The following is a 19,754-nucleotide window of genomic DNA, read 5'->3' on the forward strand; positions in this document are numbered from 1 at the left end:
GATCCAGTTTTCAAGGTGCTAGCCTTGACTCGTTTGGTGATGATGGCGGAGGGGAACCACGCGTTCCCATCTCGAACACGACCGTTAAGCCCTCCAGCGCCGATGGTACTTAGACCGCAGGGTCTTGGGAGAGTAGGACGTTGCCAAGCAAAATAACAAGCAGTTGACCCTTCAAAAGGTCAGCTGCTTTTTTTGTATTTGTGCTTAGGTTTCGTTTTGATCTGCGATTCCGTTTTGTCTTCCTCAAAAGTGTTGCTCCTCACGGGGCTAGGGCGAGTTGTCTACTGGATAACGAGGTCGTGGCCTGCGCAGCCAGTGCAAGACGGGCATCTCAGCGAAATGCGGTTCAATCTGCTACGCCCAGATGTAGTCAAGCTTGGCAAGGTGTACGCGGGCATGTGATGGTAGACGTACGTGTGACCAACGCGAAGCCACGTGTCGCGGCGGTGTGTATCGCACTCGACGGGCGAGGCTTGGCTCTCATGACGGCGCCCGATTACATAGTAGAAAGCGAGATCTCATGTGACCTTGCTCAGCGTGGGAACCGCCAGACACGCCAGAAACCGCGGGCGCAATGGCGGACGCGGTTCTGTGGTTACATGGCTACAGATGGAGTGTCCTCACTCTGGCGCTTTTGCACCGAATTTTGCTTCCCACTCGCATACCACATAATGACTTGCGGCATTAAAGTTGTCGAATGTCTTCGTATCTTGAAAGCCGGCTTCATCGGTCACCGGGTCTTCCTCGGCAGTAACTTCCTTAATCATGCCAGTGAACACACCTTTGTTTTCAATCACTTCGCCGACATATTCCACCCCTCCGAAAATGCCTTCCCGAACTTTTTTGCGCACTATCATGATATGTCACCTCCTCAGGTTGCTTACAGTACAGCACCAGGCCAGCTATATTCCTGTCTACTATGAAAATAACCTCAGAACGCGGGTTCCAAACAATAGGCGCTGGAGGGGAGCACGGTCTATGTGGCTGATCGGCAACTAGAACGGTGCACGCTTACCATGGAGGGATTGGAGCTCTTGGCTCACGCATTGCATTTTTTCTTCTGCTATTGAATTGTGCGGCCATGGATCCAAACTCGTTGGAGCTCCAGCTCATGATCAAGCAGCAGGACGTCGGCTTGGCGGCCGGGCTCGATGGCACCTGTGAAATGGTCGATCCCTAATTTTCGCGCGGGATTGCCGCTAGCCATTCGGCTTGCGTGTTCTACAGAGATGCCGGCTTGCCGGACTGCAAAGCGGAACGCATCAATCATGGTCAACGTGCTGCCTGCGAGATTGCCGCCTTCACGGAGCCGTGCAACGCCGTCCTGCACGACAACGTCCAGGCCGCCGAGCTGATAAACGCCAGGTCCCAGGCCGGCGGCGGCGATGGCATCGGTGATAAGCACCAGGTGGTCGGGGCCTTTTTGTTGTGCGAGCAGGCTGATGCAAGCCGGGTGCACGTGGTGGCCGTCGGCAATTACCTCTGCCATAATCGTAGGACTAGTCAGCACCGCGCCGACGGCGCCCGGTTCGCGATGATGCAGTGCGCGCATCGCATTGAAGGTGTGCACGGCGTGGCTCAGCCCATGCTGCACCGCTGTAAGCACTTGTTCGTAAGTGGCGTTGGTGTGACCAAGCGCCGCTACGATGCCTTTGTTGGTTAATGCTTCGATGTAAGTCAAAGCGCCATCCACTTCAGGCGCTAACGTCTGCATACGGATCAACCCCGGAAAGAGGCGGGACCATTCCTCCAACCATGCGAGCTGAGGCGGCATGATATACTGCGGATTTTGGGCTCCCGGCCAGTCCGGGCTGATAAACGGCCCCTCAAGATGCACTCCCAGCAGCTGAGCATATGGCATGCTGCCTGCGATATAGTGCATAACGTTTTCCAGCACCCGGTCAAGGTCAGTCTTCGAAGCGGTGACCGTAGTGGCCAGCATGCCGGTAGTGCCATGCCGCGCGTGAAAGCAAGTAATTGCATCCAGTCCCACCACATCCGCTACCATAAAATCGTATCCGTGTCCGCCGTGCACATGCACATCAATAAACCCGGGCACAACCCAGCCGCGCCGTCCGTTAATAAGCTCAACATCATCGTTTTCAGCACTGCCGGCAGCAACTGACTGATTCCTCTGCATCACTGAAGCCGGCAATCGAGGGGACGGAGCTACTGAGTCACTGTCGAGTAGTGGAGGATGTGGAGCTGCAGCTTTGCTGCCCAATGTTGGCGGACGCGTAGAGGCAGATTCACAGCCCTGCGAGCGCGGACGTGTCGAGGCAGATTCACAGTGCAGCGGACGCGGACGTGTCGAGGCAGATTCACAGTGCAGCGAACGCGGATGTGTCGAGGCACATTCACAGCCCTGCGACCGCGAACGTGCAGAGACGGAGTCACTGTCAAGCAATAGAGGTTGTGCAGAGGCAGACTCACTGTCCAGCGATAGAGGCTGTGCAGAGGCAGACTGATTGCCTCTGGCCAGAGGATGTGGAACGGAAGATTCACAGCCCTGTGACCGCGGACGTGCAGCGGCAGGGCCGCTGCCTAGCTTTAGAGGATACGGTACTTCGCTGCCGCTACCTATCGCCTGAATGCGGCCCCCTGCGAGGTGGACCCACCCTGGGCTCAGTGTGCCTTGTGGCGTGACGACATTGACGTTGTGAATGATTACTTGACGTGCTTCCATTGAACGGCCTCCCCATTCTTTTATTGAAATAGCCTCGCGGCTTCAGCATCCAGCAACACCACCAGCCGCGGATGAGTCTGCAGCAGAGACGCCGGACATTGGGTTGTGATGGGTCCTGTTAATGCGGTATGCACAATCTCCGCTTTGTCGGCGCCTTTCACTACAAGAAGAATCGTTTTGGCTTTCAAAATGGTTCCGATCCCCATTGTGAGCGCTCGCGAGGGCACCTTATCAATTGAATGAAAGAAGCGGGCATTCGCTTTGCGTGTGTCCTCCTGGAGATTGACCAGATGGGTCCCACTGATTAACGTATGAGCCGGTTCATTAAACCCGATATGTCCGTTATGTCCGAGGCCCAGCAGCTGTAAATCAATTTGACCTGCGTCCTCGAGCAGCCTGTCATAGCGTTTGCATTCCGCCACAATATCAGCAGCATTACCATCGGGAATGTGTGCTTGTGCCGGCGGCAGATCAATGTGCCGAAAAAGTTGGTTGCGCATATAACTATGATAGCTTTCAGGGTGACTCTCAGGCAGTCCCACGTATTCGTCCAGATTGAATGTGGTGGCGGAGCGAAAGCTGACTAAACCGCGTTGGTAGCTCTTCACCATTGCGTGATAGATTCCCACCGGCGTGCCGCCCGTAGCCAGCCCGAGCACCGCACGGGGCCGCGTTTGAACCAATCCGGTGATAATGCCCGCTGCGGATTCATGGAGTTTCTGCTGGCTGTCGAAGGTTAACAGATTCATAGCGGTATGCTCCTTCTATTTGTCTTTTTAACTTCGATATTTTTTAACCATGTTGAAGGACTGCTCCAATCGCGGCACCATATCATTGAACTGGCCGCTGACCAGGCCGACGAACAAAATATCTATGACATGCAGCTGGGCGATACGGGAGGCCATGTCTCCTCGTCGCATACCTTCTTCCAATGTGGATGTGAATAGCGAAATGTCGGCGAGCGCTGCGAGCGCATTGTTGCCGTATTTGGTCAAAGATATTGTGGTGGCGCCTTTTTCCGACGCACACTTCAACGCAGCGATGGTTTCCGAGGTTTGACCGGAATAGGAGATGCCGATCGCGACATCGGCCGCTGATAAGTTAGACGCAGAAGTGATTTGCATGTGAGGGTCTGAAAAGGCTGAGGAACGTGTCCCTACGCGTATCAGCTTCTGATAAAAGTCCTCTGCAACCAGCCCGGAAGTCGCCACGCCGTATAGATCGACCTGCCGCGCATTCTTCAGCGCATCAATAGCTTTTTGCAGCTGTTTTATATCGAGTAAGCGGGTAGTATCCTTGATAGAACGTATATGATTCGACTCCATAGCCGCCACGATGCTGGTGAGTGGGTTGCCCGCCAGAATATCTTGGTAAGACTGCTGCGCAAAGGGCTGTGCAAGTTCCGCCGCGAGCTTCACCTTGAAATCCGTAAAACCGCTGAAGTGAAACTGTTTGCAAAAGCGGGAAATGGTGGCCGTGCTGCTGCCCGACTCTTGCGCCAATTCAGAAATGCCCATCCCTACAACTCGCGCAGCATGTCCTAGTATGAATCCCGCAATCTCTTTTTCTTTACGGTGCATGGTGTCGTACTGCTCTCGCAGAGCGGACAATATTCCGGGCATAACATCCCTCCTTATAAGAAAATTATTTACATAATACGCTTGGTTTTGAGAAAAAAATTTACGTCACTCCCAGTATACGGAGAAAATTGGGAATAGGCAACGGTTACGCGCTCTGCAATACCGTCACAGATAACGGTGCCACCCAGAAGTTCAACAGGCGAGCGCCCACTCAGATTCTAGGGCTTCGACCCCGAAAAAGTTACTGAGCTGCCGCAGACAGCCAGCCAACGCAGTGTTGAGCCAACACATGGCCGCTTCTTCGCTCGCAAGGGATATACCCCAATCGTATCGGGAGTTCTGACCCGGCACCGTCATCCTCTGCGGGGACAGTGTCAGGTGGCAGTGTGCTTAGGGCGGTCGCCACCTTAAAATGCACGGGGGCGGCCCAAAAATTTTGTGCACGGAAAACGGTTAATGTCAAAGTGCATAGTTTTTGCTTCGTTTTAACAGACTAAACACACCGCTTGTAAGCAAAAACTGTTGGAGGAACTTGTGATGCCACCGGAAAATGAAGAGCTGCGTGATCTGAAAACCCATGTGATGGGTGGCACGAACATGCATGAAACACGAACTACTGATCATGTGGTGCAAATTCAGCCTCAGTTGGATCCGACGATGGGTCCACATGACATGCGCGAGGACCGTTACGATTTGCAAACAGCAGATACGAATAAGGAATCCTAGGGCTTCGGACTAGGGTTCTTTTTTTTGATACAATAAGAGCAATAACGACGGAACATGAAGTGTGATCCGTGATTGGGGGAAACGAATGTACCACAGAGACCATCTAGTGAGAATGATGGAGCAGTTCAGCCTGTCACTCGGGAAAGTGATTTTTCACCGCCGTAATCAACGTTTCCATGAGGCACTGCAGCTGCTCGCGCAAGCTATGAAACAACTGCTTGGGTTGAACTCGAAGCTGGTGCAAGCACTGTCGGCCAAGGACTTGCTAGGCTTGCTGTCGACGCAAGGGCATGTGGACGTAGGCAAAGGGCTGCTCCTCAGCGATATGCTTAGGGAGGAAGGCGACGTTCTCGCTGAGTCGGGTGATGACACGGAAGCCATTGCACATTACGTAAAGTCGATGGAGTTGCTGGTTGAAATGTACAAGCTTCACGAGACGCATGATTTCAAAGCTGATGTGGCGGAACGGTTGGAGAAGCTGCTTGTTAGCTTGTGGCCTCAGCATGTGCCGGTTCCGGCTATGGAGCTGTTGATGTTCTATTACGCAGACACTGGCCAGCTATCAAAAGCGGAGGATGCTTTGTTTTTTGTGTTGGATGAACAGCCTGATAATATGGGTGCGGTGGTTCAGGGCCTGGAGATGCTCGGGCGATGGTTGAAGCTGGAGGCGGATGAGCTGGCGGGCGGCGGCCTGACCAGGGAAGAGATTACAGACAGCATAGCAGAACTGTTGAAAATGAAGCAAAACGCGGTTTGACCGTATGAAAAATGTCATTGTGCGTTAAAATGCGAACTTTATATGAGCCAATTTTGTATAATGTTCGTCTTTTTGGGTTGACATGACCCTTGTATGGCTGTAAACTGAGAAATGTAAAGATTAATATTATGTTTTGAGCAAAAACTGTCGATGCGTCTCGTATAATGTCGGGGATATGGCCCGAAAGTCTCTACCCAAAAACCTTGAATTTTTGGACTACGAGTGAGCGTGGATAGAAAGGTCGGCACAATATTGTCCGGCTTTAGCTTGCGCTTGAATTATTCTTGTCGTCCAGTTGATAGACTTTTATAGTTTTTGTCGATTTCAAGTGTCGTTTGACTTGTCGGCAATCTCTGTTGAGCGATTCTATCATCCGGGCGTTTTGTTTTTTTAAAAGGCTCATAATTACGGAGGTTAAAAAAATGTCTGTTCTAGTAGGCGTTATTATGGGAAGCACGTCTGATTGGGAGACAATGAAGCACGCATGCGATATGTTGGATGAGTTGGGCGTCGCTTATGAGAAAAAGGTCGTATCGGCCCACCGCACACCGGACCTGATGTTTGATTATGCGGCGTCTGCTGCTGGACGCGGTTTGAAGGTGATCATAGCCGGAGCCGGCGGAGCCGCTCATTTGCCCGGCATGGTCGCCGCGAAGACAGAGCTGCCGGTCATTGGTGTTCCTGTTAAGACGTCTACGCTTAACGGACTGGACTCGCTGCTGTCTATCGTTCAGATGCCGGGGGGCATACCGGTTGCTACCGTCGCCATCGGTCACGCTGGTGCGACGAATGCCGGGTTGCTAGCGGCACAGATCATTGGCGCGTTTGCACCGGAAGTGCAGAGCAAAGTACGGGAACGCCGTGAACGCACTCGCCAGACGGTGATAGAAAGTAGTGTGTTGGAATGAGCAAACAGGAGCGAAACGGTGACCGAAGGCGGCGAGCTGGGATGACCAAACAAGATGGCAGCGGTATGAGTCAGCAGAAAGTGACTCCGCCGGGGAGCACCATCGGCGTGCTGGGCGGCGGACAGTTGGGCCGGATGCTTGCCCTCGCCGGGCGGGCGATGGGTTATCGTTTTGTGACGCTGGATCCAACGCCGGACGCACCGTGCGGCCAGGTGGCCGATCGGCAGATCATTGCGGACTACCGCGATGCGGAGGCGGCGCGTCAACTGGCACAGGATTCGGACGTGATCACCTATGAGTTCGAAAATGTCGACGCAGCCGTCACGGAGTTGCTGATGGCCGAAGCAAATGTGCCACAGGGCAGCAGGCTGTTGCACACCACGCAGCACCGGCTTCGCGAAAAGCGGGCGATAGAAGCCGCGGGCGTGAAAGTCGCACCATACGCCGAGATCAGCAGCGCGGAGGAGCTTATGGCTGCAGCCGAGCGCTTTGGTACGCCTTGTGTGCTGAAAACAGCGACCGGCGGATATGACGGTAAAGGCCAGTGGGTCATTCGTTCGCTGGATGAGGTGGAGGCAGCGTACGAGACGCTGAGTCTGGCCACAACGGAGCTGGTCCTCGAGCAGTTTATCCGCTTTGAAAAGGAAATATCCGTGATTGCCGCAAGAAGCCCGCGCGGGGAGGTTAAAGCCTTCCCGGCGGCTGAAAATATACATGTAAACAACATTTTGCATTTATCTATTGTACCTGCCCGAACCACGATGGACGTGCAGCGGCAAGCAGAACAGCTCGCGATCCGTATCGCGGAGGAGCTGGATGTGATTGGCTTGATCGCCGTGGAGATGTTTCTTACGAGCGATGGCCAGCTGTTCGTTAACGAGCTTGCTCCGCGGCCGCACAACTCCGGTCACTACACGATGGAGGCATGCAAAACGTCACAGTTTGAGCAGCATGTGCGCGCGATATGCAACTTGCCTCTGGGCTCGACTGAATTGCTGACACCGGTCGTGATGGCGAATGTGCTAGGGCAGCATGTGGAGCCCCTGCTCGATTGGATCGTGCAGCCGGAGTCCGAACAGGTCGGCCAGGGAGTGACGGCCAAGGTACATCTGTACGGCAAGCACGAAGCCAAGCATAACCGTAAGATGGGACACGTCAACGTGTTGGCAGGCTCGGTAGAAGCAGCGTTGGAATGGATAGAAGCTTCAAATATTTGGAACGTGGACAAATAACGGCACAGAGGCGGAGGTTTTATTAATGATAGAGCGGTACAGCCGGCCTGAGATGGCACGGATTTGGACGGAGGAAAACAAATTTAATGCGTGGCTGGAGGTGGAACTTCTCTCCTGTGAGGCATGGGCTGAGCTCGGTGTGATACCGACGGAAGACGTGGCGGCGCTGCGCAAAAACGCTGCGTTCGATATAGATCGAATTTATGAGATTGAGCAGGAAACACGGCACGACGTGATTGCCTTTACCCGTGCGGTGTCCGAGAAGCTTGGCCCCGAGCGAAAATGGGTGCATTACGGTCTCACTTCCACGGACGTGGTGGATACGGCACTTGGATATTTGCTGCGCCAGGCTAATGAAATTTTGGAAAAGGACCTGCTGAACTTTATCCAGATTTTGAAAGAGAAGGCCGTGCAGTATAAAGATACGGCGATGATGGGACGCACCCACGGCGTGCACGCCGAGCCTACGACGTTCGGTTTGAAAATGGCGCTGTGGTCAGAGGAAATGAAACGCAATCTAGAGCGCTTCCGTTTCGCTGCAGACGGCGTGCAGTATGGCAAAATCTCTGGGGCCGTGGGGACATACGCCAACATTGATCCATTCGTCGAAACTTATGTGTGCGAAAAGCTGGGCACCAAACCGGCTCCGATCTCCACGCAGACACTGCAGCGTGATCGACATGCCGAATACATGGCAACGCTGGCCCTGGTTGCGACGTCTTTAGACAAATTCGCTACGGAGGTACGTGCTCTACAAAAAAGCGAATTCCGCGAAGTGGAGGAGTCGTTCGCGAAGGGCCAAAAAGGCTCGTCGGCCATGCCGCATAAACGCAATCCGATCGGCAGCGAAAGCATTTCCGGTCTATCCCGTGTGATCCGGGGGCATATGGTATCTGCGTATGAGAATGTGACGCTCTGGCATGAACGCGATATTTCGCATTCTTCCGTAGAACGGATCATTCTGCCGGATGCGACCATTCTGTTGAACTACATGCTCAACCGTTTTGGCAGCATAGTGAAAAATCTGACTGTATTCCCTGAAAACATGAAGCGGAACATGCAGAGCACTTATGGTGTGCCTTTTTCCGGACGTGTGATGACAAAGTTGATCGATAAAGGCTTCAGCCGTGAGCAGGCGTACGATACGGTACAACCCCGTGCTATGCAAGCGTGGGAGGAGCAAAGATCGTTCCGCGATATTATAGAGAACACACCGGCCATCACTGAGCACCTGAGTGCGGAAGAAATTGCGGACTGTTTTGACCCAAGCTGGCATTTGAAGCATGTTGATACGATTTTCAAGCGACTTGGTTTGATTTAGCTGCGCGTGTGAAGGTGCGTGTGGCAAGGCGGCTGGTGTGAAGCCCGTTGGTATCAAAGCCGCTGGTATCAAGGCGCTGGTATCAAGGCTGCTTGTACCAAGGCCGGGCGTGCCAAGCTAGCTTGTGTTTAGTGGTTTTTATCGCGGTAGTTGATCCAGGCACGTGTTACAGGTTCATGCAAGCACATCATTCGACGGGAGGACCGCACAACCATGGTATCAAAGGCAATCTCCAGCGCTGAACCATACATCAAGGCACCGTTGTTGTATAAAGGAAAGGTACGAGAATTGTATGATTTGGGCGAGCATTACTTGATCGCCGTCACCGACCGCATCTCCGCGTTTGATTGGGTGCTGTCACCGGCTGTCCCTGACAAAGGTAACGTACTGAACAGTTTGAGCAAATTCTGGTTCGAGCAGACGGCTCATATCCAGCCGAATCACATGGTGCACGGAGATGTTGACCGGCTCGGCGGCGTTGTCACGGACCGTGAGGTCATGAAGGATCGCTTCATGGTTACGAAAAAAGCCGAGCGTATCGATATTGAATGCGTGGTGCGGGGATACATTACCGGAGGCGGCTGGCGCCAATATGAAAAGACCGGTCAAATCAACGGGCATAAGCTGCCTGACGGCCTGAGAAAAAATGAGCGCCTCGCGCAGCCGATCTTCACTCCTGCAGCGAAAAATGATGTTGGCCACGATGAAGATATTTCGATTGAGCGGATGCAGCAACTGGTCGGATTGGAGTTAACCTCTGAGCTGCAGGCAAAAAGTATCATGCTGTATCAGTTCGCTCATCGCTTTTGCGAGGAACGGGGAATCATTTTGGCGGATACCAAGTTTGAGTTCGGTTTGATCGATGGGGAAATTATCCTTATCGACGAGATATTCACACCAGATTCCTCACGCTTCTGGGCGAAGGAAAATTTCGCTTACGACGTAGAGATAGACAGCATGGACAAGGAGCCGGTTAGGACATATTTGGCCGGCACGGATTGGGACAAAAACAGCGAACCGGATCCGCTGCCAGCGGCAGTCGTGGACGAAACCTCCCGGCGCTATCGCAGCATCCTGGATCGATTGGTGAGGTAGCGGATTATTTTGTAAATGGTTTAGATAATTAACTGCCTTTATATTTCAGCGGATGAACTAGCTGTCATCATATTTAAGCAAATGAATTATCCGTCATCCCCAAGAGGAGGGTTTTATCCCAATGTTAAAAGCAACCGTTTATGTCACTATCAAACAAAGCGTGCTAGATCCGCAGGGAGTTGCGGTACAAGGCGCTCTGCATTCGATGGGTTTCGATGAAGTGGGAAAAGTGCGGGTCGGAAAATATTTGGAGTTGGAGCTCGGTACGAGCGACCGGTCGGAAGCGGAAAAGCGCGTGAAGGCGATGTGCGAGAAGCTTTTGGCTAATACCGTGATTGAAGATTACCGCTACGAACTGGCGTAGAAATTAGGAAGCGCAAGTGTGAGCGGCTTGTGCAAAAGCTGTGCGTGTGAGTTAGCTGCGCAACAGGAGGATTGTGACGAACAGCAGGCTAGGCGGCGGTCGGTGAGGTCAGTGCTTTGCAAGCCCGATGGGTCTTAACTGCGATTGATGAACGCTGAAAAGCGAAGGAGGACCAAGTGATGAATTTCGCTGTACTGGTGTTTCCCGGCTCCAATTGTGATATCGACTGCTTCATGGCGGTGGAGGACACGATCGGACAGCCTGTAGAATACGTGTGGCATACTGAGACGGACTTATCCAAATATGATTGCATTATTGTTCCAGGAGGATTTTCGTACGGAGACTATTTACGCACCGGCGCGATTGCGCGATTTGCACCGGTGATGAACGCTTTGATACAAGCAGCGGAGCAGGGAAAATTTGTTCTAGGCATTTGCAATGGTTTCCAAATTTTGCTCGAATCCGGGCTCCTGCCAGGAGCAATGCTGCGCAACGAATCGCTCAAATTCCGCTGCCATGCAGCGATGTTACAGGTGGAAAATAACAGCACGCCATTTACGGCGGATTATCAGCAAGGCGAACTCATCAATATTCCCATCGCTCATGGAGAAGGCAACTATTACTGCGATGATGCGACGCTGGCTGAACTTAAGGCCAACAATCAGATTGTGTTCCGTTATGAGGCGGGCAGCAATCCGAACGGTTCCGTTGAAGATATCGCGGGTATTTGTAATAAAGCTGGCAATGTGCTTGGCATGATGCCGCATCCCGAACGTGCTGTCCACGAGCTGCTCGGTTCGGCGGACGGCAAAAGAATGTTCACTTCGATATTGAGCACATGGAGGGAAAAACATGGCGCAGCAGTTAACAGCTAAGGAACCTACCGCCGCACAAATCGCAGAACAGAAAATATACAAGCAAATGGGTGTCACCGATGCGGAGTATGATAAGATCTGCGGCTTTCTAGGCCGGCAGCCGAACTACGTAGAAATCGGCGTGTTCAGTGTCATGTGGTCAGAGCACTGCTCGTATAAAAATTCCAAACCTGTGCTGCGTAAATTCCCGGTGAGCGGTCCACGCGTGCTGATGGGACCCGGCGAAGGTGCAGGTATCGTGGATATCGGTGACAACCAAGCGGTCGTATTTAAAATCGAGAGCCACAACCACCCATCGGCGATCGAGCCGTATCAAGGAGCCGCGACAGGTGTCGGCGGCATCATTCGGGATATTTTTTCGATGGGCGCGCGTCCCGTGGCGTTGCTTAACAGCTTGCGTTTCGGACGTCTGGAAAATGAGCGTGTCAAATATTTGTTTGAGCATGTAGTCTCTGGCATTGCGGGTTACGGCAACTGTATCGGCATTCCAACGGTAGGCGGGGAAGTCATGTTTGACGAGAGCTATGAAGGCAACCCGCTGGTCAATGCGATGTGCGTCGGTTTGATTAACCATGACAAGATCCAGAAGGGTGTGGCAAAAGGGGTCGGCAATCCGGTGTTTTACGTTGGCCCTCCGACTGGTCGTGACGGCATCCACGGGGCGACATTCGCATCCGAGGAGCTAACCGCGGAATCCGAAGCAAAACGCCCAGCTGTGCAAGTCGGCGATCCGTTTATGGAAAAGCTGGTGCTGGAAGCATGCTTGGATTTAATCAATTCCGGCATCGTGCTCGGGATTCAGGATATGGGCGCAGCCGGACTCACTTGCTCAAGTGCGGAAATGGCCAGCAAGGCCGGTAACGGTATGGAGTTGTATCTGGATGAGGTACCGCAGCGGGAAGAAGGTATGACTCCGTATGAAATGATGCTGTCTGAATCACAAGAGCGGATGCTGTTCGTAGTGGAGCCTAAGCATGAAGCGCAGGCTAAGGCTATTTTTGAACGGTGGGGCCTAGAGTGCGCGAAGGTCGGCAAAGTTGCAAACGACGGACGGCTGAAGCTATTCCATCGCGGCGAGCTGGTGGGCGACATGCCTGTGACGGCACTGGTTGATGAGTGCCCGGTGTACAGCAAGCCTGCGCAGGTGCCTGCGTACTACGCTGCCAACGCATCGGTCGACACGAACGGCTATGCCGAAGTGACGGACTTGAATGCAGCTCTGAAAAAGGTGCTGTCCTCGCCAACTGTGGCAAGCAAGGAATGGGTATACAATCAATATGACTATATGGTTCGTACGAGCACAGCGGTACGTCCCGGATCGGATGCTGCGGTAGTCACCGTTCCCGGTACCAGGAAAGCACTGTCCATGTCTACGGACTGTAACGGCCGGTTCGTATATTTGGATCCGGAAGTGGGCGGCATGATCGCTGTTGCGGAAGCTGCGCGTAATAATGTATGCTCCGGCGGTGAGCCGTTGGCCATTACAGATAATCTTAATTTCGGCAGCCCGGAGAAGCCGGAAATTTTCTGGCAGCTGGAAAAAGCGTCGGACGGCATGTCGGAAGCGTGCCGCAAGTTGAACACTCCGGTTATCGGCGGTAACGTCAGCTTATACAACGAGAACGCCAAAGGCGCGATTTATCCTACACCGGTTATCGGAATGGTCGGATTGGTGCATGACACGGATCATATTACCACACAGGCCTTTAAGCAAGAAGGCGACATCATTCTTCTGCTCGGCGAAACGAAAGCTGAGCTCGGCGGCAGCGAGTTTCAGTATGTGATGCACGGTGTAACGGAAGGACGCCCGCCGCAAATCGATCTTGATGTAGAGAAGACACTATTAGATACGGTACTCGGTGCAATTCAAAAAGGCCTTGTAGCGTCCGCTCATGACTTGTCCGACGGCGGTCTGGCTGTGGCGTTGGCGGAGAGCTGCATGAGCGGCGGTATCGGGGCAAAGGTTAATTTCAGCACGGAGCTGCGCAATGATATCGCACTTTTCAGCGAGAGCCAATCCCGCATTCTCCTCAGCGCTGCTCCTGATCAGGCAACGGAATTGAAGCAGTGGATCGCCGAGCAAGGGGTTCCGTATCAAGAATTAGGCACCGTTGAAGGACAAGAATTACAAATCCAGTTCAACACTAAACCAGTCATCCAAGCACCTGTTACTCAACTAGAGAAGGTTTGGAAGGATGCGATTCCATGTCTGATGATATAAGAATGTCCGACGGAATGAGATCTGACGGCAACAAGTTATCAAACCATATGTGGACAGGGCGTTTTTATAACGATGGCGTGAGCAGCCATGATGGTCTATTGGACAAGTTGGGCGAGGAGTGTGGAGTGTTCGGGGTGTTCGGTCATCCCGACGCCGCTTCTCTTTGCTACTACGGTTTACATGCTTTGCAGCACCGAGGGCAAGAAAGCTCAGGCGTCTGCACCACGGATGGGAGCGGTTTCCATTACCACCGCGGCATGGGCCTGGTCAAAGAGGTGTTCGATAACGACAAGCTCGCTGCATTGGCCGGCTCCTCAGCGATTGCACATGTGCGGTATTCGACCGCGGGAGAGAGCAGGCTGGCAAACGCACAACCGCTTATTTTTAAATACCGGGGGGGCGATTTGGCGATTGCAACCAACGGTAATTTAACCAACGCTGCCAGGATCAAAGAGGAACTCGAGCGGCAGGGATCGATTTTTCAAACAACAAGTGATACCGAAGTGGTCGCACACTTAATCGCACGGTCGCAGCATGATGACATTGTGCTGGCTGTGAAGGAGGCGCTGCTGAAAGTAGACGGCGCTTACGCCTTTTTGATCCAAACGAAGGATAAATTGATTGCCGCTTTGGATCCACATGGACTGCGTCCATTTGTTATCGGACGTCTGGGAAACGCGTATCTGTTCGCCTCCGAAACCTGTGCGTTCGACGCTGTGGGCGGCACGTACTACCGCGATGTTTCTCCCGGTGAGCTGCTCGTGTTGGACATCAACAGCGCAGGTATGAAGGAGGATCGCTTTGCTCCGATTAAGCAGCGTGCGATCTGTGCTATGGAGTATATTTACTTCGCACGACCGGACAGTGACATGGATGAGATTAATGTTCACTCCGCCAGAAAACGGATGGGCCGCCAGCTGGCGATAGAATCGTTCGTGGATGCCGATGTAGTCACCGGTGTGCCGGATTCAAGCATTTCAGCTGCCATCGGCTACGCAGAACAGACGGGCATCCCGTATGAGCTGGGGCTGATCAAGAACCGTTACACGGGCCGGACATTCATTCAGCCGAGCCAGGAGCTGCGCGAACAGGGTGTGAAAATGAAGCTGAGCGCTGTGCGAAGCATCGTGGCGGGCAAACGCGTCGTCATGATTGATGATTCCATCGTGCGCGGAACGACGTCGCTGCGTATCGTCAATCTGCTGCGTGAAGCGGGTGCCACCGAAGTACACGTGCGTATCAGCTCGCCGCCGTTCATGAATCCGTGCTACTATGGCATCGATACACCGGACCGCAAACAGCTTATCGCCGCACAGAAGTCCGTTGAAGAAATTCGGCAGGCGATCAACGCAGATTCGCTGCATTTCTTAAGCAAGGAAGGTTTACTGAGCGCGATCGGCCGGCCGGAAGGCGAAACGAACCGTGGCCATTGCACCGCCTGCTTCGATAATCGGTATCCAACCGTGATCACGGAGGAGACTGAGATTGGATGCGGATGCGAGTGAGGGATGCGTGATAGTAGTGATGTGCGATGAGGTGAGTGGATGCAGCTTCCGTGCGATTGTGGGAGATGCGGAGAGAGGACGGAGAGTGCACACAGAGTAGATGCATCTTTAGGCGATTGCGGGAAAAGGATGGCATTCCACCGCTGTTGGGATGAATTTGTGTGAAGGACAGATAGTGGATGCATCTTCAATGCGATTGCGGGAAAAGAGATGGCATTCCACCGCTGTTGAAGTACAAGTTGTATTTATCTGAGAGTTAATAGGTGACAACTTGCACTTCAAAGGAGGCCGTAAACTTTCCATCCCATTCTCTTTCCCTTCATCGCTGATGCATTAGCTGGAAGGCAGCCCTCTCACACGTTGTTTGTGAGAGTAGAAACCAGGCGGAGACGGTGCGTCTCCACCGAACGGTACATGCGTAAGCGGATTGCAGCGCTAACGACAAGATCGGCAGGCGTGCGGATCCACCGCTGAAGATACAGATGCACGACCACCACGCAAATGCGCGAATTTGGGCTGGTAGCCGCGCGAACAGCCAGGAATCACCGACGCGAGCAGCCAGGAGCAGGTGCAGGCGCATCGCGTTTCACGTATCGAAGGGAGCCTGACCAAGGCGTCTCGCGTGGATCGCTCTAACTGTCACCGAGCGGCCGGAGGCGGCAGACACACCACAGCCGTGCAGGCGCGAGGGCTGTCCTTCGAGCTAGGTGAAAGCCAGCAAGCAGCACCATCAATCTAAGAGGAGTGAATCCAGTGTCCGATGCATATAAAAAGGCTGGAGTCGACATCGCCGCGGGCAACGAAGCAGTGGAACGGATGAAAAAGCACGTAAAAACGACCTTGCGCCCCGAAGTCATGACGGATTTGGGCGGCTTCGGCGGACTTTTCGGCTTAAACAAAGAGAAGTATGAGGAGCCGGTGCTGGTGTCCGGGACGGATGGCGTAGGTACGAAATTAAAGATTGCTGTTGCTATGGATAAGCATGATACGATAGGAATCGACGCGGTGGCCATGTGCGTTAACGATATTGTGGTACAGGGTGCGGAGCCGCTTTTTTTCCTTGATTACCTCGCATGTGATAAAGTTATCCCTGAGAAGATCGAGTCTATCATAAAAGGGATCAGCGACGGCTGCGTGCAGTCTGGCTGCGCTCTGATCGGTGGTGAGACGGCTGAAATGCCGGGTATGTACGCCGAAGGCGAATACGACATTGCTGGGTTCACTGTAGGTGTTGTAGATAGGAAAAAAATCATAGATGGCTCTAGCATCCGTCCGGGTGACACGGTGCTGGGATTGGCGTCCAGTGGCGTGCACAGTAACGGCTTTTCGCTGGTGCGTAAGCTGCTTCTCGAGGAAAAGGGCTACAGCCTGCATGACGAAGTTGAGGAGCTGGGCGGCACGCTTGGCCATATCATCCTGGAACCGACGAAAATTTATGTGAAGCCGATACTTGCGGCTCTGGAAAGGGTAAACCTGAAAGGCCTGGCGCACATCACGGGCGGAGGCTTCATCGAGAACATCCCACGTATGCTTCCGGATAATGTCAATGTGGAAATCGACTATGGCTCTTGGCCGCTTTTGCCGATTTTCCAGCTGATGCAACAGGAAGGCGGGATCAGCAACAATGATATGTTCCGCACGTTTAATATGGGCATCGGTATGGTGATCGTAGTGGCCGAGGAGCAGGCAGCTGAAGCGGCGGCTATTTTCAAACAGCATGGAGAAAAAGTGTACGCACTCGGGCGGGTGGCCGCAGGCGATCGCGCAGTCACGTTCAGAGGAGCGGAAGTATGAAGTTGTGCAGCAGCGCCAAGGTAAGGATCACAAGTTGTGCAACAGCGCAAGGAGTGCAGGTGTGACGACGTTATGCATCAGCGCCGAAAGCTGCACAGTTCGCCAAGGAGTGGAAGTATGACGAAACAGTACAACATTGCCGTGTTCGCCTCCGGCAGCGGGACGAATTTTCAAGCAGTCGCTGACGCGGTGAATGCAGGCAGGCTCGATGTTCGCATCGGGCTTCTTGTTTGTGACAGGCCGAAGGCTCAAGTGGTGGAACGTGCGCGGCAGCTTGGGGTGCCGGCATTTGTTTTTAGCCCCAAGGATTATCCGAACAGAGAATCGTATGAGCGAGAGATCTTGGCTCGCTTGCAGGCGCTGGATATTGACTTGGCCGTGATGGCGGGGTATATGCGGTTAATCAGTAACGTTTTGGTCGAGCCACTTTACGGTCGTTTGATTAATGTCCACCCGTCGCTGCTTCCGGCTTTTCCGGGCTTGAACGCGGTGCAGCAAGCACTGGACCACGGCGTGAAGGTCACGGGAGTGACGGTGCATTACGTCGATGGCGGCATGGACACTGGGCCAATTATTGCTCAGCAGGCGTTGGCGATTGCACCTAATGATACGGTAGCGGCTTTGGCTGAGCGAATTCATACGATTGAGCATACACTTTTGACTCGGGTGATCGGACAGATTGCCGCAGGCTCAGTTCATCTGCAAGGGAACAGGACCATAATACAGAGTAAGGAAGGGATAAAACCATGAGCAACCCAAGTGAGCTGCACCTACGGTACGGCATGAATCCTCATCAAAAAGAGGCGAAAATATACAGCACAAACGGCAGCATGCCGCTTCGCGTGGTCAACGGCGATCCCGGCTTTATCAATTTGCTGGACGCTTTAAACAGCTATCAGTTGGCGCGCGAACTGCGTTTGGCAACCGGATTGCCTGCGGCCGCATCCTTTAAGCATGTGAGCCCGGCAGGAGCAGCAGTGTACGCGCCTTTAAGCCCCGAACTAGCGAAAGCGTACTTCGTGGAGGGTCTGGAGCTCTCGCCTCTGGCGACTGCTTATGCGCGTGCAAGAGGAGCGGATCGTATGTCATCGTTCGGCGACTGCGCAGCGCTGAGTGACATTGTCGATGCGTCTACCGCCACACTGCTGAAGCGGGAGGTGTCCGATCTGGTCGTGGCGCCGGGTTACACGGATGAGGCCTTGGAAATACTTCGTTCCAAGAAAAACGGCAAGTATCTGATCCTTGAAATTGATCCGGATTATGTGGCAGAACCTGTAGAAAAACGCAACGTATTCGGCTTGACCCTGGAACAGCAGCGCAATTATGCGGCGATCGATGCGTCTGCTGTGACGAATATCGTGACACAGAACAAAGATCTTCCGGAAGAGGCGAAACGCGATTTGCTGATTTCGCTGATTACGTTGAAATATACCCAGTCCAACTCGGTCTGCTACGCACTGGACGGGCAGACGATCGGCATCGGGGCCGGTCAGCAATCGAGAATTCATTGCACAAGACTTGCCGGAGACAAAGCGGACCGTTGGTTCCTGCGTCAGCACCCGCGTGCGCTGTCACTGCCATTCCGTCCGGGCTTATCCCGTGCGGAGCAAAACAATGCGATTGACCTTTGGTTGGAAGAAGAAGTGACCCCTGTGGAGAATGCGAGCTGGGAGCAAAGCTTTACTGAAGTACCGCCACGTCTCACCCGCGAAGAGAAGCGTGACTGGCTGAGCAAGCTGAAGGGTGTGTCCTACGGCTCCGACGCGTTCTTGCCTTTCCGCGATAATCTGGATCGTGCGAGCCGCAGTGGCGTGAAGTACGTGGTGCAAGCGGGCAGCTCGATGCGCGATGAAGAGGTCGTGCAAGCGGCGAATGATTATGACATGGTCATGGTGTACTCTGGCGTACGTTTGTTCCACCATTAAACAGGATAGAAGGAGGAGAGCAGCGTGACCACAGAGTGGAGAGCGACAGCTGAAAAAAATTTGGACGGGCTGAATCAAAATTCGTATCCCGGCCGCGGCATTGTCATCGGGCAGACGCCCGACGGCACACGCCTTGTGCAAGTATATTGGATCATGGGACGGAGTGAAAACAGCCGTAACCGTATTTTCGTACAGGAGGAAAACGGTTTTGTGCGCACAGAAGCCAGAGATCCGGCAAAGTTAACGGATCCATCGCTTATCATCTATTACCCGATTAGACACACGGGCGATGCCCACATTGTGACGAACGGGGATCAGACGGACACAATTTATGACGAGCTGCAAACAGGCGGCACATTCGAGCAAGCGTTGACTACACGGACGTTTGAGCCTGATGCGCCGAATTACACGCCGCGTATTTCAGGGATTATTGAACTTGGCAATCAGCAGTGTCGGTACAAACTGTCGATTTTGAAAACCAACTCCGGCAATCCCGCGCAAACGCTGCGGCAATTTTTTCACTATGAGCAGGCAGTACCGGGTTACGGCCATTGTATCCACACTTATTCGGCAGACGGCAATCCACTGCCTTCCTTCGACGGTGAACCCAAATTGATGCCTTTATATAACGATGTCGAGAAAACGGTGCACGCGTACTGGAGCCGGCTGAACGCAGAGAACAAAATCTCGCTGTTGGTTAAAACGGTACATGTCGAGACCGGCGCAACGGAAATGAGGGTCATCAACAAGAACTAGGAGGGCACG

General features: G+C 53.3%; 18 protein-coding genes, 1 rRNA gene and 1 riboswitch. Of the genes, 15 read left to right on the forward strand and 4 right to left on the reverse strand.

What is annotated here, in order from left to right:
- Positions 1 to 32 precede the first annotated feature (32 nt).
- Positions 33 to 149: ribosomal RNA gene (rrf, locus tag CBW46_RS13730) — 5S ribosomal RNA — on the forward strand.
- 471 nt (positions 150 to 620) lie between these two features.
- On the opposite strand, the gene CBW46_RS13735 is transcribed toward rrf, so the two are convergent.
- The 4 genes from CBW46_RS13735 to CBW46_RS13750 form a co-directional block, all read right to left on the reverse strand.
- Positions 621 to 857: a hypothetical protein gene (locus CBW46_RS13735; protein WP_089200578.1), complete on the reverse strand. Its 237-nt coding sequence runs from the start codon at positions 855 to 857 to the stop codon at positions 621 to 623.
- Positions 858 to 1,063: 206 nt separating this feature from the next.
- Positions 1,064 to 2,140: an N-acetylglucosamine-6-phosphate deacetylase gene (nagA, locus tag CBW46_RS13740; protein WP_089200579.1), complete on the reverse strand. Its 1,077-nt coding sequence runs from the start codon at positions 2,138 to 2,140 to the stop codon at positions 1,064 to 1,066.
- 566 nt (positions 2,141 to 2,706) lie between these two features.
- Positions 2,707 to 3,435: a glucosamine-6-phosphate deaminase gene (nagB, locus tag CBW46_RS13745; RefSeq protein WP_089200580.1), complete on the reverse strand. Its 729-nt coding sequence runs from the start codon at positions 3,433 to 3,435 to the stop codon at positions 2,707 to 2,709.
- Positions 3,436 to 3,462: 27 nt separating this feature from the next.
- Entirely contained in the window at positions 3,463 to 4,308 is an 846-nt protein-coding gene (locus tag CBW46_RS13750) for a MurR/RpiR family transcriptional regulator (RefSeq protein ID WP_089200581.1), read from the reverse strand.
- Positions 4,309 to 4,803: 495 nt separating this feature from the next.
- Between CBW46_RS13750 and CBW46_RS13755 the strand changes: the two genes are divergently transcribed.
- The 14 genes from CBW46_RS13755 to CBW46_RS13820 all read left to right on the forward strand — a co-directional run bounded on the left by CBW46_RS13755 (position 4,804) and on the right by CBW46_RS13820 (position 19,745).
- On the forward strand, positions 4,804 to 4,992 hold the full coding sequence (locus tag CBW46_RS13755; protein WP_089200582.1) for a hypothetical protein: 189 nt from the start codon (positions 4,804 to 4,806) through the stop codon (positions 4,990 to 4,992).
- 85 nt (positions 4,993 to 5,077) lie between these two features.
- Positions 5,078 to 5,749, forward strand: a complete 672-nt coding sequence (locus tag CBW46_RS13760; RefSeq protein WP_089200583.1) for a DUF6483 family protein — start codon at positions 5,078 to 5,080, stop codon at positions 5,747 to 5,749.
- A gap of 137 nt (positions 5,750 to 5,886) precedes the next feature.
- A riboswitch (purine riboswitch) is annotated at positions 5,887 to 5,988 on the forward strand.
- Positions 5,989 to 6,171: 183 nt separating this feature from the next.
- Positions 6,172 to 6,657 (forward strand): 5-(carboxyamino)imidazole ribonucleotide mutase, encoded by a 486-nt coding sequence (purE, locus tag CBW46_RS13765; protein ID WP_089200584.1) that lies wholly within the window; start codon positions 6,172 to 6,174, stop codon positions 6,655 to 6,657.
- A gap of 41 nt (positions 6,658 to 6,698) precedes the next feature.
- Positions 6,699 to 7,889 carry a 5-(carboxyamino)imidazole ribonucleotide synthase gene (gene purK, locus CBW46_RS13770; protein ID WP_089200585.1) on the forward strand — a complete coding sequence of 397 codons (1,191 nt, stop codon included), beginning with the start codon at positions 6,699 to 6,701 and terminating at the stop codon, positions 7,887 to 7,889.
- Between the two features lie 25 nt (positions 7,890 to 7,914).
- The gene (purB, locus tag CBW46_RS13775; protein WP_089200586.1) at positions 7,915 to 9,210 is read left to right on the forward strand and encodes an adenylosuccinate lyase; all 1,296 of its coding nucleotides are present in this window, start codon (positions 7,915 to 7,917) and stop codon (positions 9,208 to 9,210) included.
- A gap of 213 nt (positions 9,211 to 9,423) precedes the next feature.
- Positions 9,424 to 10,305, forward strand: coding sequence for a phosphoribosylaminoimidazolesuccinocarboxamide synthase (locus CBW46_RS13780; protein ID WP_089200587.1), 882 nt, complete (start codon positions 9,424 to 9,426; stop codon positions 10,303 to 10,305).
- Positions 10,306 to 10,426: 121 nt separating this feature from the next.
- Positions 10,427 to 10,669, forward strand: a complete 243-nt coding sequence (purS, locus tag CBW46_RS13785) for a phosphoribosylformylglycinamidine synthase subunit PurS (protein WP_089200588.1) — start codon at positions 10,427 to 10,429, stop codon at positions 10,667 to 10,669.
- A 179-nt stretch (positions 10,670 to 10,848) separates the two neighbouring features.
- Positions 10,849 to 11,544 (forward strand): phosphoribosylformylglycinamidine synthase subunit PurQ, encoded by a 696-nt coding sequence (gene purQ, locus CBW46_RS13790; protein ID WP_089200589.1) that lies wholly within the window; start codon positions 10,849 to 10,851, stop codon positions 11,542 to 11,544.
- A complete protein-coding gene (gene purL, locus CBW46_RS13795) occupies positions 11,522 to 13,765 on the forward strand; it encodes a phosphoribosylformylglycinamidine synthase subunit PurL (protein WP_089200590.1) in 2,244 nt (747 codons plus the stop codon). The genes purQ and purL overlap by 23 nt, the downstream gene beginning before the upstream one ends.
- A 2-nt stretch (positions 13,766 to 13,767) precedes the next feature.
- A complete protein-coding gene (purF, locus tag CBW46_RS13800; protein ID WP_424446483.1) occupies positions 13,768 to 15,270 on the forward strand; it encodes an amidophosphoribosyltransferase in 1,503 nt (500 codons plus the stop codon).
- 753 nt (positions 15,271 to 16,023) lie between these two features.
- Positions 16,024 to 17,064 carry a phosphoribosylformylglycinamidine cyclo-ligase gene (gene purM, locus CBW46_RS13805; RefSeq protein WP_089200592.1) on the forward strand — a complete coding sequence of 347 codons (1,041 nt, stop codon included), beginning with the start codon at positions 16,024 to 16,026 and terminating at the stop codon, positions 17,062 to 17,064.
- A gap of 117 nt (positions 17,065 to 17,181) precedes the next feature.
- A complete protein-coding gene (gene purN / locus CBW46_RS13810) occupies positions 17,182 to 17,814 on the forward strand; it encodes a phosphoribosylglycinamide formyltransferase (protein WP_089200593.1) in 633 nt (210 codons plus the stop codon).
- Positions 17,811 to 18,989: a phosphoribosylaminoimidazolecarboxamide formyltransferase gene (locus tag CBW46_RS13815; protein ID WP_089200594.1), complete on the forward strand. Its 1,179-nt coding sequence runs from the start codon at positions 17,811 to 17,813 to the stop codon at positions 18,987 to 18,989. Before purN ends, CBW46_RS13815 begins: the two co-directional genes overlap by 4 nt.
- 24 nt (positions 18,990 to 19,013) lie before the next feature.
- Complete coding sequence (locus tag CBW46_RS13820) at positions 19,014 to 19,745, forward strand: IMP cyclohydrolase (protein WP_089200595.1); 732 nt, start codon at positions 19,014 to 19,016, stop codon at positions 19,743 to 19,745.
- Positions 19,746 to 19,754 lie beyond the last annotated feature (9 nt).

The organism is Paenibacillus xerothermodurans, from assembly GCF_002220865.2.
GTDB classification, from domain to species: Bacteria; Bacillota; Bacilli; order Paenibacillales; family NBRC-103111; genus Paenibacillus_S; species Paenibacillus_S xerothermodurans.